Origin of the sequence: Nocardia sp. NPDC057663 (assembly GCF_042799895.1) — a bacterium.
Classification (GTDB): Bacteria; Actinomycetota; Actinomycetes; order Mycobacteriales; family Mycobacteriaceae; genus Nocardia.
Window position 1 is genome coordinate 102167 of the sequence record NZ_JBHVHX010000019.1, and the last position, 15238, is coordinate 117404.

Here is a 15238-nt window from a genome sequence, read left to right on the forward strand (position 1 = left end):
CGGTCCAGGGGCCTTCGTCAGTTACCGCGTCAGTGCGCGTGACCGTGATGGCCGTGGTCGTCGGCCTCCTCGGCCGGCTTCTCCACGATGGCGCTCTCGGTGGTCAGGATCATCCGCGCGACCGAGGCGGCGTTCACCACGGCGGAGCGGGTCACCTTGACCGGGTCGACGACACCGTCGGTGAGCAGATCACCGTAGGTGAGGGTGGCGGCGTTGAAGCCCTCCTTGCCGTCGGCGACCTTGCTGACGACGACAGCGCCGTCGACACCGGCATTGGTGGCGATCCAGAACAGCGGCGCCTCGAGGCCCTTGCGGACCACCTCGACGCCGACGGCCTGGTCACCGGTCAGCGAGTCGCGCAGCTCGACCAGCGCGGTCGCGGCCTGCACCAGTGCGGAGCCGCCGCCGGGGACGATGCCCTCCTCGACCGCGGCCTTGGCCGCAGCGACCGCGTCGTCGACGCGGTACTTGCGCTCCTTGAGCGCGGTCTCGGTGGCCGCGCCGACGCGGATCACCGCGACGCCACCGGCCAGCTTCGCGAGGCGCTCCTCGAGCTTCTCGCGGTCCCAGTCGGAGTCGGTGGCCTCGATCTCGCGACGCAGCTGCGCGCTGCGCGCGGCGATGTCGTCCGCGGTGCCCGCACCGTCGATGAGCACGGTCTCGTCCTTGGTGACGACGACGCGACGCGCCTGACCGAGCTGCTCGATGGTGGCCTCGCGCAGGGTGACACCGAGATCGGGGTTGATCACGGTGCCGCCGGTGACGACGGCCAGGTCGTCGAGGAACGCCTTGCGGCGGTCACCGAAGAACGGCGCCTTGACCGCGACGGCCTTGATCGTCTTGCGGATCGAGTTGACCACCAGGGTGGACAGCGCCTCGCCCTCGATGTCCTCGGCGATGATCAGCACGGCCTTGCCGGACTCGGCGATCTTCTCGAGCAGCGGCAGCAGGTCGGGCAGCGAGCTGATCTTGTCGCGGTGCAGCAGGACGTAGGTGTCCTCCAGCACGGCCTGCTGGGTCTCGGGGTCGCTCACGAAGTAGGGCGAGAGGTAGCCCTTGTCGAACTGCACGCCCTCGGTGACGACCAGTTCGGTCTGCGTGGTCGAGGACTCCTCGACGGTGACGACGCCGTCCTTGCCGACGGTGGTCAGCGCCTTGCCGACCATGTCGCCGATCTCCTCGTCGCGCGAGGAGACGGTGGCGACCTGGGCGATGGCCTTCTCGCCGGAGACCGGGGTCGCCGCGGCGAGCAGCACCTCCGACACCTTCTCGGCGGCCAGCGCGATGCCCTGGCCGAGGGAGATCGGGTTGGCGCCCGCGGCGACGTTCTTCAGGCCCGCGCGCACGAACGCCTGGGCCAGCACGGTCGCGGTGGTGGTGCCGTCGCCGGCGACGTCGTTGGTCTTGGTGGCGACGCTCTTGACGAGCTGGGCGCCGAGGTTCTCGAAGGGATCTTCGAGATCGATGTCACGCGCGATGGTGACACCGTCGTTGGTCACGGTCGGGCCACCGAAGGCCTTCGCCAGCACGACGTGGCGGCCACGGGGACCGAGGGTCACCTTGACGGCGTCGGCGAGCTTGTCGACACCGCGTTCCAGAGCCCGGCGAGCCTTCTCGTCGAACTCGATCTGCTTTGCCATAGGGGATTCAGCTCCTGTGTGAGAACGCAATCCGCCCCGGGTCGGTTGACGACGCCGGGGCGGAAAGCGAATGCGGCGTTGGCCTACTTGGTGACGACGGCCAGGATGTCGCGCGCCGACAGGATGAGGTACTCCCCACCCTGGTACTTGATCTCGGTGCCGCCGTACTTGCTGTAGATGACGACGTCGCCTTCCTTGACGTCGACGGGGATGCGGTCACCCTTGTCGGTGATCCGGCCCTCGCCGACGGCGATGACGGTGCCCTCCTGCGGCTTCTCCTTGGCCGTGTCCGGGATGACCAGGCCGGAGGCCGTCGTCGTCTCGGCCTCGTTGGCCTGGACGAGGATCTTGTCCTCGAGCGGCTTGATGTTCACGCTCGCCACGTTGAGCCCTCCACTTTCAGGGGAAATTCGGTCGTCCGGAACTGTTGCCCCGGACCGGGTTTCGGTCTACATGCGACTCTGCGCGTCAGCCCCGTCGTCGCGGGTGCCGGGACCCGAAGCCCAGTAGTCGACTGGCACAAGTACAGCTACACAGTGCCGACTAGCACTCTATACGCGAGAGTGCCAGCGCTCAAGGCCGGGTTCTGCCAATGTCGCGTTTTCGACACGCCCACACTCGCCAGTGATCTTCACATCGCCTGCCAAGATCTGTAACGTTCGCATAACAGGCTGTGAAAGGATACGTATAGCGTTCCATCGAGATGGTCGGCGACACAGAACCATCCGCTCGAAGGGAGGTGAACATGCGAACATCCCTAGGCATCTCTGCAGGCAACGAGGTGGTGTGCTCAGCACTGGTCGCCACCGGACCGTCCGGTGAGCAGAACTTCGACTACCGGGTCGTCTCCGCCGATGAGGCGCATTCCGACCTCGGTGATCTCGTGTCGTCCTCGATCGAGTTGATGACCACGCAGCTTCCCGTCTCCCAGAGCTCGGGCATGGTCGGCGAACCGCTCGGGCGTTACTCCACCGGCGCGCACCGCAGGGCCGAGTCGGCCCGTTCGCGGCCACCGACCAGCGTCGCCGTCGCCTACCGGAACAAGGAGCAGGCCCAGGCCATTCGCGCGGCCACCACCCGGCACCGCGATCTGCGGCTGGTCCCCGAGGGCACCGCGGCGATGACCTACTTACGCGATACCGGCCTGTTGGACCGCTACGCCACCGTCGCGGTGGTCGACCTCGGCGCGACCGGACTCACCGTCACCGTCGTCGACTACGCCGACGGCGCGATCCTGCACACCGAGCGCACACCGACGCTGAGCGGCAACGCCATCGACGAGTTGATCTACCACCACCTCGTCGACCTGCACTACGCCCGCCGCGGCACCAGGCCCAACCGCGGCACCCTGACCAATCGGGGCAGGGCGGCCAAGGAGCACCTGTCGATCGCGCCCGCGGTCACCATCGACCACGTGGCCGGTCAGCCGCTCAAGCTCACCCGCTCCGATTTCGAGGAGCTGATCGGCGGGCTGCTGCGCAATATCGCGCTGTTCACCGCGTCGGTGTTCACCCGCGCGCCGAGGTATCCCGAGGCGGTCGCGGTGATCGGCGGCTGCGCCAACATCCCCGCCGTCGTCGACACGCTGCACGCGCGATTAGACATCCCGGTTCTCACCGTGCCGGATCCGGAAGCCGTGATCGCCAAGGGCGCGGCGCTGGTCGCCGCTGCCGCCGCGCCGTCGGCCCTGTTACCCGCCGCGCTCGGTGACGCGCCGAGCGGCACGTTCGCCAAGGTGGTCGGGACGCTGGCAGGCGCGGTCGTCGTCGTCGGCCTGGTGATCGGCTACGGCGTGCAGGCGATCACACCCGACACCCCCGATGTCACCCCGGCGGGCACCAACAGCACCGTGCGCCAGCCATTACCCGCGGCGCCGCAATTGTCGCCGACACCGCAGAACCGCGAGAGCAACGACCGCACCGGTGTCACCAATGCGCCGCCCACCACCGAGACCCAGGCGCCGAGCCCGATCGCGCCGACCACGCCTCAGCCACCCAGCTCGGCCACGGCCACCGCGCCAAGCCCCGCCGGGCCCAGCGCGACGGCCCCGACGCTGCGTCCCGATCCGAACCTGCCGCAGATCCCGTATCCGGAATCGCCCCTCGGCCCGATGGACAGTGGATCCGCAGGCCAGCAACAGCGTCCGTCGACGCCGAACACCTCCCCCACCCAGGCGCCCGCTCGCGGCGTCCTGCCGGTCCCGGTGCCGCCCGCCGCGAGCATGCCGAGTGAAGCACCGCTCCAGCTGATCGACTAGCTGCCGGACAGCACAGCTCGCCGCGCCGGATACATCGAGCAAGTAGGCCGCCGCGCCATGCGCATCAGGCTGCGGGCGCAGGCACATCGGCCGCGCATGCAGACCGCCGCATCAGGCTGCGGGCGCAGAGGCTGGAACGATCAGCCGCGCAGGGCACTCACCGACACCGGCAGACCCGGATCCGTAGCCACAGTCAGCTCGGCGGGTTGCGCACCCGCCGCGATCACATGGGCGCCGAGCGCCGCGATCATCACCCCGTTGTCGGTGCACAGCCGCGGCTTGGGCACCCGCAGCGTCAATCCCGCCGCGGTGCAACGCTCTTCGGCGAGCGAGCGGATGCGGGAGTTGGCGGTGGCGCCACCGCCGAGCACGATCGTGTCCACCCCGACGTCCTGCGCGGCGCGCACCGCCTTCATGGTGAGCACGTCGGCGACCGCTTCCTGGAAGGAGGCGGCGATATCCGGGATCGGCAGCCGCTCGGGCGTGATGCCCTGGCGCTGTGCCGCTTCGACATAGCGGGCGACCGCGGTCTTGAGGCCGGAGAAGGAGAAGTCGTAGCGGGCGTCACGCGGCCCGGTCATGCCGCGCGGGAACGCGATGGCGCGCGGATCGCCACCGGCGGCGGCCGCGTCCAGGTACGGCCCGCCCGGGTAGCCGAGGCCGAGCAGCCGGGCGACCTTGTCGAAGGCCTCGCCCGCGGCATCGTCGACGGTGCTGCCGAGTTCGGTGATCGGCTCGCCCAAATCGGTGACCTGCAGCAGATGGGTGTGCCCGCCCGAGACCAGCAGCGCCACCGCGGGCGGCAGCGGGCCGTGCTCGAGCGTGTCGACGGCGACATGCCCGCCGAGGTGGTTGAGCGCGTAGAACGGCACATCCCAGGCCGCCGCGTACGCCTTGGCCGCGGCGACACCGACCAGCAGCGCGCCGGCCAGGCCGGGGCCGATGGTGACGGCGAGCGCGTCGGGCTTGCTGATCCCGGCAGCGGCCAGCGCCCGGCGCATGGCGGGCACGATCGCCTCGAGATGCGCGCGCGAGGCGATCTCGGGGACCACGCCGCCGAAGCGGGCGTGCTGGTCGACGCTGGAGGCCACCTCGTCGGCGAGCAGGTGCAGCGATCCGTCCGGTTCGCGCCGGACGATGCCGACTCCTGTTTCGTCGCAAGAGCTTTCGATGCCCATGACGATCACGACAGCACCTCGTCCTGCCTGCCGCGCGCGGCCCATTCGTCGGCCGCGGCGGTGAGTTCGGGCCGCCGCATGGTGTACGCGTCGGCGCCGCTGGGGTGGTAGTAGTTCTTGCGCAGCCCGATGATGTGGAAGCCGTGCTTGGCGTAGAGCGCGATGGCGGGCGCGTTGTCGGTGCGCACCTCGAGGAACACCGGGCCGCCGCGTTCGGCCGCCGTGGCCAGCAGCGCTTCCAACAGCAGCGTGCCGATGCCGCCGCGATGACATTCCGGGTCGACGCCGATGGTGTGCACCTCGGCCTCGGGATGGGCGGCGTCACCGAGCAGCGCGATGCCCGCGTAGCCGACCATGACGCCGTTCGCGTCGCGGGCGGTGATGTAGCGGTTGTGCGCGCCCGCCAGTTCGGAACGGAACGACACCGCCTGCCACGGGTCGTCCTCGGGGAACAGCAGATGCTCGAGCTCGACGCAGCGGTCGATATCGGCAGAAATCATCGGTTCGATCCGGTACACGACGCTCACGCCCCGGTCCGGTCGAGGGTGCGGAAGCTGTTCTCGACGGCGTCGGGCCTGCGCAGATACAGCGGGACCAGCGCCTCGGGCACGGTTCCGGCCAGCAGCTCGCCCGCGGCGACCGACACCAGGCCCGTCGGCGACGGCGACTCGCTGGGCAGCACCGGCAGATCGAAGTAGTCGACGTGCGCGGCCGAGCCGGCGACCGCGACGGCGTCGCCGAGTGGCACCTCGGTGGGCTTGCACACCTCGGGACCGGCGATCCGCGCCCCGTTCAGGTAGCGGGCCCAGTACACCTCGCGCCTGCGCGCGTCGGTCACCACCAGCAGTTCCCCCGTCTCGCGCTGCTCGCCCGCGGCTTCGGCGGCGATGGCGTCGAGACTGCACACGCCGTGCACCGGCAGACCGAGCGCGTCACCGAAGGCGGCGGCGGTGGCCATCCCGACCCGCAGGCCGGTGAACGGGCCGGGCCCGACACCGACGACGAGCGCGTCGAGTTCGTCACGACGCACCCCGGCTTCGGCGAGGCATTCCAGAATCTGCGGGGTGAGCACTTCGGCGTGGGCGCGTGCGTCGACCTTCACTCGGGCAGCGAGCGTCGCCACGGCGGGCCGGGAGTCCGCGTCGGCGGCAGGTGACAGATGCACCAATCCCGCTGTAACGGCGGGTGTCGCGGTGTCGACTGCTAGTACGAGCATGATTGTCTCAACAATACCGGGTGGTATCAGGGCCCGGCGCGCAGCTGTGCCCGCCGGTGGGCCGGCTATTCGATCCACTCCCAGATCGCCGTGCGCACATCGGATTCCGGTTCCCGGGCGAGTTGCACCCGCAGATGCCGCTCCGAGAGGTGCTCGACGACACCTTTGCCCCACTCGACCACCACCACCGCGTGATGCAGGTCGGTGTCGAGGTCGAGTGCGTCCAGCTCGTCCAGGTCGCCCGCGAGCCGATACGCGTCGACGTGCACCAACGCCACCCCGGGTGTGCCGTCCGGCCGCTGCCCGGCCTTGTGCGCCCGCGCGATGATGAACGTCGGCGAGCTGACCCGGCCCAAGACGCCGAGCCCGGCCGCGATTCCCCTGGTCAGAGCCGTTTTACCGGCACCGAGCGGACCGTCGAGGACCACCAGGTCGCCCGCGCGCAGGGTCGCGGCGAGTTCCCGGCCGAACGCCTCGGTGTCCTCGACCGTGGTCAGGACACGCTGCTGTGGGTCAGCCACCGACGGCCTCCCCGCCCCGTGCGTCGCCGAAGCCGGCGCTCGCCAGCAGCCGGTCGAGTGCGTCCAGCGTCACGTCCGGGAACTGCAGGTGCGGCATGTGCGCGGCCTCGTTCACCCGCACCAGCTGGCTGTCGGGCAGTGCTCTGGCCAGCACGTGCGAGTTGCGGAACGGGATCACCATGTCGTGCGCGCCGGACAGGACCAGCACCGGCACGTTGGCCAGCACCGGCAGCGCGGCCGACTCGTCGTGCAGCTCAATCGCTTTCAGGAACTTCTCGATGGTGCCGACCGGGGTGCGGTCGATCATCATGGTGGTGAACCGCGACAGCGTCGGGCTCACCGGGCCGTGGAACGAGCTGACGTGCAGGATCGGCGTCAGCAGCTGCTTGCTCGCGGTCCGGCTCACCTGGACGACGGCGGGCGCGGTCCGCACGGCCATCCGGAATCCGTCGATCGCGGGATGGCGCAGCAACTGTGGCAACCCGGTCGCGGCCACCTCGGCGGCGGCGGTACTGAACAGACCGACCGCGATCACCCGCGATGCGATCAGGTCGGGGAACTGCGCCGCCGCCGCGAGCACGGCCATCCCGCCGAGCGAATGCCCGACCAGGACCACCGGTCCGGCAGGCGCGCACTCGCGCACCACGGCGGCGACATCGTGGCCGAGCTGTGCCACGGTGCAGCTCTCGGTGCTCGGGGTGCCGGAGCGGCCGTGGCCGCGCTGGTCGAAGAAGACCATCCGGACCCGATCGCCCCACTGCCGGGCGAGATCGCGGCGCTGGAAGTGGAAGGACTCCATGCTGTTGCAGAAGCCGTGCACGAAGACGATCGTCAGCTCGGCGGAGTCGTCGCCGTAGGTGCGGGTGGCCAGCGGCACACCGTCGTCGGCGATCACGACACCGGGTTCGTCCTCATCGATCAGGGCGAAGTTCTCGTCGCGATACTCGTCACGTTCGGCGGGCCACAGCACGCGCGCGCCGATCCGGCGCAGGGTGTGCGCCACCGCGAGCGCGCCGAGCAGGCCCGCGGTCGCCAGCCCGCCGCGCAGGATCACGGTGCCGCGGCTCATCGGCCGGTCCCCACATACCGGCGGACCGCTCTGCCGCGCGGTGAGCACACGATCTCGTAGTCGATCGTGTCCAGCAGCCTGGCCCAGTCGAGCGCGCGCGGGTGTCCCGCGCCGCCACCGAACAGCACCGCGCGGTCGCCCGCCCGCACGCCGCCCGGATTGTCACCGAGGTCGACCATGAACTGGTCCATGCACACCCGCCCGACATTACGGTGCCGGGAACCGCCCAGCCACACCTCGAAACGCCCACTCAGCGAGCGGAATACACCGTCGGCGTACCCGGCGGGCACCAGTGCCACCGTCGTGTCGCGCGGCGCGGTCCAGCGATGCCCGTACGACACACCCTCCCCGGCAGCCACCCGCTTCACCAGCGTGACCTCGGCCTGCAGCGTCATCGCCGGGCGCAGTCCGAAGTCACCGAGCTCCGGGATCGGCGACAGCCCGTAGACCGCGATGCCGGGACGCACGAGGTCGAAGTGCAGGTCGGGCCTGGTCAGCGTCGCCGCGGAGTTCGCCAGATGGACCTGCTCGGGTTCGAGGCCGTGTTCCTTGGCCTGCGCGATCGCCTCCACAAAGCGCTCCCGCTGGCGGTCCAGCATGGGATGCTCCGGTTCGTCGGCGTGCGCGAGATGGGAGAAGATCGCGCGGAACCGGACGACCTGCTCATCGACGAGCCCGCGCAGAGCCTGCAGGACCTGCGGATACTCGGCGACCGACACCCCGTTGCGATTGAGTCCGGTGTCGACCTTGAGCGAGACCGTCGCGGTGCGACCGGTCACCCTGGCAGCCCGCTCGACGGCCCGCAGCTGCGTGAGCGAGGACACCCCGATCTCGATATCGGCGGCGATCGCGGCGCCGTAGTCGGCATCGATGGTGTTGAGCCAGCACAGGATCGGCGCGGTGATCCCCGCGGCGCGCAATGTCAGCGCCTCGGCGACGGTGGTAACCCCCAACTCGGCGGCCCCCGCCCCCAGCGCTGTCCGCGCCACCTCGACTGCGCCGTGGTTGTAGCCGTCAGCCTTGACCACCACCATCACCGCCGCGCCCTGCGCGAACTCACGCAGCACACGCACGTTGTGGGCAATGGCATCCAGGTCGATGACAGTTTCCACTTGCGCATTCACAGCCCCGATCCTGCCAGGACCCGCGGGATTCATAGAACCTGGGGCGTGCTCACACACCGGCAAGTTCGCGCAGTACGCGAACAGCAGGCCGTATGTGCTGCAGCAGCGGCGAAGCCGAGATCGGCGCCGCCGCTGGTCGACCGTCGAAGGCGGCGAGGTTGGCGGCCAGCGCATGGACGCGCGCGGCGGCCGCAGCCGACCAGGCGGGTGGCCGCCCTGCCGCGAGCAGCGCCCCGATGATCCCCGACAGCACGTCGCCCGAGCCCGCGGTCGCGGCCCACGAACCGCCCGCATCGTTGACCAAGGTCGCTTCACCGGGTGCGGCGATGATCGTCGCCCGCCCCTTGAGCAGCACGGTCACCTGCCACTCGTCGGCGAGCGCGCGAACCGCGGCCACCCGATCCGGCCCGAGTTCCACACCGGTGAGCCGGGCGAACTCACCGGCGTGCGGTGTCAGCACGGTCGGCGCGGTACGACCGCGAATCAGCACAGGTTCGGTGGCGAGCAGCGTGAGCCCGTCGGCGTCGACGAGCACCGGCAGATCGGTGGCCAGCACCTGCGCGAGCCGGTCCATGGCGGCGATGTCCGTGCCCGCGCCGGGACCGAAGGCCCAGGCCTGCACCCGACCGACCCCCGCGATCGTATGACTGGCGATCACCTCGGGGAATTTCTCCAGCACCTCGGTGTCGTCCCCGACATAGCGCACCAGCCCCGACGTCGCCGCCACCGCCGCACCGGTACTCAGCACCCCGGCACCCGGATACGTCGCACTACCCGCACACACCCCGACCACGCCCTGGCTGTACTTGTCATCCGTCGCCCGCGGCACCGGCCACTGCGCCCCGATCACCGCCGGATCGAGCTGGGCGAGTCCCGGTTCCGGCAGCCGTAAACCGATCGGCACCAGCACGATTCGCCCGCAATGCGGCGTCGCGAGCGCATGCACCGGCTTGTACGCACCGAACGCCACCGTCACCGCCGCACGCACCGCGGGCCCCTCGATCGCCCCGGTATCCGGATCCACCCCACTGGGCAGGTCGGCGGCGACGATCGGAACATCCAGTGCCGCAACCAGCTCCGCGGCAGCGGGCCGCAGCGGTCCCCGACCGGAGATCCCCACGATCCCGTCGATTACCAGATCCACCGCACCGAGCCGATCGACCACGCGCCCACCCGCCGCCCGCAGCGCCGCGAGCCCTTCCCGATGCGCGCGTTCCGGATTCAGCAGCACCGCGGTCACCGCCACCCCACGGCGCGCCAGCATCGATCCCGCCCACAGCGCGTCCCCGCCGTTGTCACCGGACCCGACCAGCAATCCCACCGCCCGGCCCACCACACCGCCGGTCACGGAACGCAATTCGCCTGCCACCACCGTCGCCAGCCCGTACGCGGCCCGCCGCATCGGCATCCCCGCAGGCACGCGGGTGAACAGCTCCGCCTCGGCGGCCCGTACCTCGTCGGCGGTGAAGTAACCGCGCCGATCCGACATCGTCGCCTCCCGGTCCCGGTGCGGGCCACGGCCGGTCCGCGATCGTTCGCAGACTACGCTCCACACCCATGTCGATGGTTCGTCACCGCGCCGCATCCGCCCGGGTTGTCGCCGGATTCGCCGTGGCCGCCACCCTGTTGTCCGCCGGCTGTTCCGGCGACGGCGGGAACGCCGCCTCCACCACCACCCGCAAGCCGCGCCCGGTCACCACCACGACCACGCAGACCGACCACAAGCCGACCGACCTGACGATCGACGTCAGCGGCATGAAGTACGCGCCCGCCGACGTCACCATCAAGGTCGGCGAGACCGTCACCTGGAAGTTCTCCGACAAGGCCCCGCACAATGTCCAGGGCATCGGCGACAAGGCGATGGGCATCAACAGCCCCATCATCGACAAGGGAGAATGGTCCTACACCTTCACCCAGCCGGGCACCTACCGCTACCTGTGCAGCCTGCACCCCGATATGCGCGGCTCCATCACGGTCCAGTGATCGTGGCGGCCGGTCCCGAGGCCGGCCGCGCACGCCCTATTCGACGGTGACCGACTTGGCCAGGTTGCGCGGCTTGTCGACGTCGTAGCCGCGCGCCTGCGCCACCTCGGCGGCGAAGATCTGCAGCGGGATGGTCGACAGCAGCGGCTGGTACAGCGTCGGCGCGGCCGGGATCTCGATCAGGTCGTCGGCGAACGGCCGCACCGTGTCATCGCCCTCCTCGGCGATCACGATGGTCCGCGCGCCACGCGCCTGGATCTCCCGGATATTGCTCAGCAGCTTCGAGTGCAGCACCGGCCTGCCCTTCGGCGACGGCATCACCACGATCACCGGCAGGCCGTCTTCGATCAGCGCGATCGGCCCGTGCTTGAGCTCACCCGCGGCGAAGCCCTCGGCGTGCATGTACGCGAGCTCCTTGAGCTTGAGCGCACCCTCCAGCGCCACCGGGTAGCCGACGTGGCGACCCAGGAACAGCACCGTCGGCACGTGCGCCAGCTCACGCGCGATGGCCCGCACCTGCGAACCGGTTTCCAGCACCCGCGCGATCTGCTTCGGCATGGCCTCGAGCTCGGCGAACTCGCGAGCGACCTCGTCCGGGTACTTGACCCCACGCGCCTGCGCCAGCGCCAGGCCGACCAGATAGTTGGCCGCCACCTGCGCGAGGAACGCCTTGGTCGACGCGACACCGATCTCGGGCCCGGTCCTGGTGTAGATGACCGCGTCCGACTCGCGCGGAATCTGCGCGCCGTTGGTGTTGCAGATCGCGAGCACGCGCGCCTTCTGCTCCTTGGCATGGCGCACCGCCTCGAGCGTGTCGGCGGTCTCGCCGGACTGCGAGATCGCCACCACCAGCGTCGACCGGTCCAGCACCGGGTCGCGGTAGCGGAACTCGCTGGCGAGCTCGACTTCCACCGGCACCCGGGTCCAGTGCTCGATCGCGTACTTGGCGAGCAGACCCGCGTGGTAGGAACTGCCGCACGCGACGACGAACACCTTGTCGAACTCGCGCAGTTCCTGATCGGCGAGGCGCTGCTCGTCCAGGACGATCCGGCCGCCGTTCTCGTCGACGACGAAATGCCCCATCAGGGTGTCGGCGACGGCGGTCGGCTGCTCCTCGATCTCCTTGAGCATGAAGTAGTCGTGGCCGCCCTTCTCGGCGGCGGCCAGATCCCAGTCGATCGTGAACGGCGTAGTGACCACGCCCTCGGTGTTACCGGCGAAGTCGGTCACGGTGTAGCCGTCGGCGGTGATGACCACGGCCTGGTTCTGCCCGAGCTCGACCGCCTCGCGGGTGTGCTCGATGAACGCGGTGACATCGGAGGCGATGAACATCTCGCCCTGCCCGACGCCGACGACCAGCGGCGTCGACTGCCGCGCCGCGACGATCGTGCCGGGATGATCGGCATGGGTGAAGACCAGCGTGAACGCGCCCTCGAGACGCTGCAGCACGGCCAGCGCGCTCGCGGTGAAGTCGCCCGCGGTGGGGCCGTCGGCATACGCCCGCGCGACCAGATGCACCGCGACCTCGGTGTCGGTGTCACTGAGCAGCTCGACCCCGGCGTTCTCGAGCTCGCGGCGCAGCGGCGCGAAGTTCTCGATGATCCCGTTGTGGACGACGGCCAGCTTGCCGGAGACATCGCGATGCGGGTGCGCGTTGCGGTCGGTCGGGGCGCCGTGGGTCGCCCACCGGGTGTGCCCCATGCCACTGGTACCCGTGAACCGGTCCGCACCGGCGGCGTCCAGCTCGGCCTCCAGATTGGCCAGCTTGCCCGCCTTGCGTTCGACCGCGATCGACCCGTTTCCGTCGAGGATCGCGACCCCCGCCGAGTCGTATCCGCGATACTCCATGCGTCGCAACGCGTCGACGACAACGCCGAGCGCGTCCCGGTATCCGACGTAGCCCACGATTCCGCACATGGTCCACCACCCTACTGATCGGATACTCTTCTCGCCGTGTCGGTGTCTGTGAAATCGCTCCTGAGCACCCTGTCCGCACGTGGCCCCCACCGGGTGTTGCGCGGAAATCTGGGCATCGCGGGCCAGCCTGGTGTGGTGTACACGCCCGAGTCCGGGCTGAACCTGCCCGCCGTCGCGTTCGCGCACGGCTGGCTGACCAGCGCCGAGAACTACAAGAGCCTGCTCGAGCACGTCGCGTCGTGGGGCTTCGTCGTCGCCGCGCCCGACACCGAACGCGGCCCGATCCCGTCACACCTGGACCTGGGCACCGACCTGCTCACCACGCTCGACATCGTCAGCAAGGTCCGCCTCGGCGACGGCACCATCAGCGTGCACCCCGACCGCCTCGCCCTGGCAGGCCACGGCATGGGCGCCGGCGCCGCCGTCATCGCCGCAGCTCAGCGCCGTGTCGCCGCCGTCGCCGCCCTGTTCCCCGCCCCCACCTCCCCCACCGCGGAGAACATCGCCCCCGACCTCGACACACCCGGCCTGATCCTGGCAGGCGCCCGGGACCTCGACTCCGTCAGCTCCAACGCCCGCGCCCTCGCCACCGCCTGGTCAGGCCCCTCGATCCTGCGCACCATCGACGGCGCCACCCACAACGGCATCGTCGAAGGCCGCCGCCTCTTCGCCGCCCTCGGCGCAGGCCGCTACGAACACAAAACCGAGAAAACCACCCGAGCCCTCCTCACCGGCTACCTCCTCAACACCCTCCTCGCCGACAAGAAGTACGCGGCGTTCGCCGACCCCGAAGCCGCCCTCCCCCACACCACGGTGGTCGACCCCCACGCGCCGGTCGAAGAGGAGACCCCGAAGCTGTCCATCGGCACGGTCGCCAAACTCATTCGGGGGTAGTCCGGCTCAGCCGAACCGGACTGGACGAACGTCGAGTCCGGGTATCCGTTCGAAGTGGCGAGTATTCGCGGTGGCGACCTGCCAACCGATACTCATCGCGCTGGCAGCGACAAGCACGTCGTGGGCACCGATCTCCTGGCCGCGTTTGGTCAGGTCGGCCCAAACCCCAGCGTGGATTCGCGCCGCGAGCAGATCGAACGGCAGCGGCGGGAACGCGGCGATCGCCATCTCGACAAAAGCCTCACGCCGGGACCGGAATTCGGGCTTTGCCCGGTGGACCCCGTGCAGGAGCTCCGAAGCCGTGACCGATGCCATGGCGACATCCTCATCGAAGCCGATCTGCGCACCTAGCTGGTTGGCGATCTTGTCCAATGTGGCGGTACCACCACGCGTGTAGGCACGCTCGAGGTCGATGAAGACCGTCGTGTCGATCAGTGTGCCCACGGGTCCTCCGGCATCGGGCCCACGGTGTCACGCACCGCTTCGAGATCGTCGCCGAATTCAGGATCGGGAGTCGCCGCTGAGGTAAGCAGCCGAATCGCCTCGTTCATGGAACGGCCACGCCGACGGCCGGCTTCCGGGTACTCGTCAGGATGGACGATGACATAGGCGGGTCGGCCGTGGCTCTCCACGACCACCCGCTCATGCCGATCCACCGCTTCCTTGGCCCGACGCGGAAGTCGAGCCTCCTCCGCCCTGATAGTGGTCATACCCCCGAGACTACGCCAAAACCGTACAGAACCGTACAGTTTTGTACGCCACGTCTTCGGCCTCTCGGATACCTAGAATTCGAGTTCGCCCCAGGCGATGTCGATCAGGAATGGCAGGGCCATGGCGATGCGGTCGGACTTCTTGGGCGACCACATCCCCGCCAGGATGTAGTTGGCCGGGTGCAGTGGGCGGACACCTGGCGGCAGGTTGCCGTGGGTCGTCTCCAGCGCATAGGCACGAACCGAGGCGATCGCGCTGTGTGCCCGCTCCAGCGTCACTTCCCAATACCAGGGGATTCCGGCACCGGCATACCGGGCCTTCTTCTCCTCCATGTCGGCCGGGGAGTTCGACGGCGAGAGCACTTCACCGACAAGCAGCACATCATCGGCGCGTATGTCCTGATAAGGCGCATCCACGCAGGGGCGCACCAGGAAATCCGGGGTCGCGAAGTCCGATTTGCCAGTTCGGCCGAAGAAGATGTTCGTTTCGGTGTGCACCCGCCAGCAGCGTTCTGGATCGGCGGTGATCGCCTCGCGTGCGCAGCGGCGCAGCGCAGCCCAGAGCAGATTGGTGAACTCCTGGTGTTCCGCGGGTCCGCGGCGAACCCACACCACCCGCCCCTCCCACAGCTCGATCTGGGCGGCGATCTCCTCGGGGAGCTGTTCGAGTTCTTCCCAAGTCATGAACTCGGGCAAAACTGGGCGTTCCGAAGATGGACTTGCCATGGC

16 protein-coding genes are annotated in these 15238 nt (G+C 69.6%); 3 read left to right on the top strand and 13 right to left on the bottom strand.

Annotation, left to right across the window (positions count from 1 at the left end; genetic code table 11):
- Positions 1–29: 29 nt before the first annotated feature.
- Together groL and groES are read right to left on the bottom strand one after the other, a co-directional pair.
- Positions 30–1640, bottom strand: a complete 1611-nt coding sequence (gene groL, locus ACFVAV_RS28865) for a chaperonin GroEL (RefSeq protein WP_379038685.1) — start codon at positions 1638–1640, stop codon at positions 30–32.
- 83 nt (positions 1641–1723) lie between these two features.
- Positions 1724–2023, bottom strand: a complete 300-nt coding sequence (gene groES, locus ACFVAV_RS28870; protein ID WP_110037083.1) for a co-chaperone GroES — start codon at positions 2021–2023, stop codon at positions 1724–1726.
- A 362-nt stretch (positions 2024–2385) separates the two neighbouring features.
- Between groES and ACFVAV_RS28875 the strand changes: the two genes are divergently transcribed.
- Positions 2386–3897 carry an Hsp70 family protein gene (locus ACFVAV_RS28875; protein ID WP_379038686.1) on the top strand — a complete coding sequence of 504 codons (1512 nt, stop codon included), beginning with the start codon at positions 2386–2388 and terminating at the stop codon, positions 3895–3897.
- Between the two features lie 140 nt (positions 3898–4037).
- On the opposite strand, the gene tsaD is transcribed toward ACFVAV_RS28875, so the two are convergent.
- The 7 genes from tsaD to ACFVAV_RS28910 form a co-directional block, all read right to left on the bottom strand.
- Positions 4038–5084 carry a tRNA (adenosine(37)-N6)-threonylcarbamoyltransferase complex transferase subunit TsaD gene (tsaD, locus tag ACFVAV_RS28880; protein WP_379038687.1) on the bottom strand — a complete coding sequence of 349 codons (1047 nt, stop codon included), beginning with the start codon at positions 5082–5084 and terminating at the stop codon, positions 4038–4040.
- Positions 5081–5575: a ribosomal protein S18-alanine N-acetyltransferase gene (rimI, locus tag ACFVAV_RS28885; RefSeq protein ID WP_379038688.1), complete on the bottom strand. Its 495-nt coding sequence runs from the start codon at positions 5573–5575 to the stop codon at positions 5081–5083. The genes tsaD and rimI overlap by 4 nt, the downstream gene beginning before the upstream one ends.
- 23 nt (positions 5576–5598) lie before the next feature.
- Positions 5599–6291, bottom strand: coding sequence for a tRNA (adenosine(37)-N6)-threonylcarbamoyltransferase complex dimerization subunit type 1 TsaB (tsaB, locus tag ACFVAV_RS28890; RefSeq protein ID WP_379038689.1), 693 nt, complete (start codon positions 6289–6291; stop codon positions 5599–5601).
- Between the two features lie 65 nt (positions 6292–6356).
- Positions 6357–6812: a tRNA (adenosine(37)-N6)-threonylcarbamoyltransferase complex ATPase subunit type 1 TsaE gene (gene tsaE, locus ACFVAV_RS28895; protein ID WP_379038691.1), complete on the bottom strand. Its 456-nt coding sequence runs from the start codon at positions 6810–6812 to the stop codon at positions 6357–6359.
- The gene (locus tag ACFVAV_RS28900; protein WP_379038692.1) at positions 6805–7881 is read right to left on the bottom strand and encodes an alpha/beta fold hydrolase; all 1077 of its coding nucleotides are present in this window, start codon (positions 7879–7881) and stop codon (positions 6805–6807) included. The genes tsaE and ACFVAV_RS28900 overlap by 8 nt, the downstream gene beginning before the upstream one ends.
- Entirely contained in the window at positions 7878–9038 is a 1161-nt protein-coding gene (alr, locus tag ACFVAV_RS28905) for an alanine racemase (protein ID WP_379038693.1), read from the bottom strand. Before alr ends, ACFVAV_RS28900 begins: the two co-directional genes overlap by 4 nt.
- A gap of 16 nt (positions 9039–9054) precedes the next feature.
- Entirely contained in the window at positions 9055–10494 is a 1440-nt protein-coding gene (locus ACFVAV_RS28910; protein ID WP_379038694.1) for an NAD(P)H-hydrate dehydratase, read from the bottom strand.
- 68 nt (positions 10495–10562) lie between these two features.
- Here ACFVAV_RS28910 and ACFVAV_RS28915 point away from each other — a divergent pair, with 68 nt between their 5' ends.
- Entirely contained in the window at positions 10563–10988 is a 426-nt protein-coding gene (locus ACFVAV_RS28915) for a cupredoxin family copper-binding protein (protein WP_379038695.1), read from the top strand.
- Between the two features lie 36 nt (positions 10989–11024).
- Here the strand turns inward: ACFVAV_RS28915 and glmS are convergent, their stop codons facing one another.
- On the bottom strand, positions 11025–12905 hold the full coding sequence (gene glmS / locus ACFVAV_RS28920; RefSeq protein WP_379038696.1) for a glutamine--fructose-6-phosphate transaminase (isomerizing): 1881 nt from the start codon (positions 12903–12905) through the stop codon (positions 11025–11027).
- 36 nt (positions 12906–12941) lie between these two features.
- Here glmS and ACFVAV_RS28925 point away from each other — a divergent pair, with 36 nt between their 5' ends.
- Positions 12942–13799: a dienelactone hydrolase family protein gene (locus ACFVAV_RS28925; protein ID WP_379038697.1), complete on the top strand. Its 858-nt coding sequence runs from the start codon at positions 12942–12944 to the stop codon at positions 13797–13799.
- 6 nt (positions 13800–13805) lie between these two features.
- Here ACFVAV_RS28925 and ACFVAV_RS28930 read toward each other — a convergent pair whose 3' ends face one another.
- From ACFVAV_RS28930 to ACFVAV_RS28940, 3 genes are all read right to left on the bottom strand, one after another.
- The gene (locus ACFVAV_RS28930) at positions 13806–14243 is read right to left on the bottom strand and encodes a type II toxin-antitoxin system VapC family toxin (RefSeq protein ID WP_379038698.1); all 438 of its coding nucleotides are present in this window, start codon (positions 14241–14243) and stop codon (positions 13806–13808) included.
- Positions 14231–14509, bottom strand: coding sequence for a hypothetical protein (locus tag ACFVAV_RS28935; RefSeq protein WP_379038699.1), 279 nt, complete (start codon positions 14507–14509; stop codon positions 14231–14233). Before ACFVAV_RS28935 ends, ACFVAV_RS28930 begins: the two co-directional genes overlap by 13 nt.
- A 72-nt stretch (positions 14510–14581) precedes the next feature.
- Positions 14582–15235, bottom strand: a complete 654-nt coding sequence (locus ACFVAV_RS28940) for a Uma2 family endonuclease (RefSeq protein ID WP_379038700.1) — start codon at positions 15233–15235, stop codon at positions 14582–14584.
- Between the last annotated feature and the right edge of the window lie 3 nt (positions 15236–15238).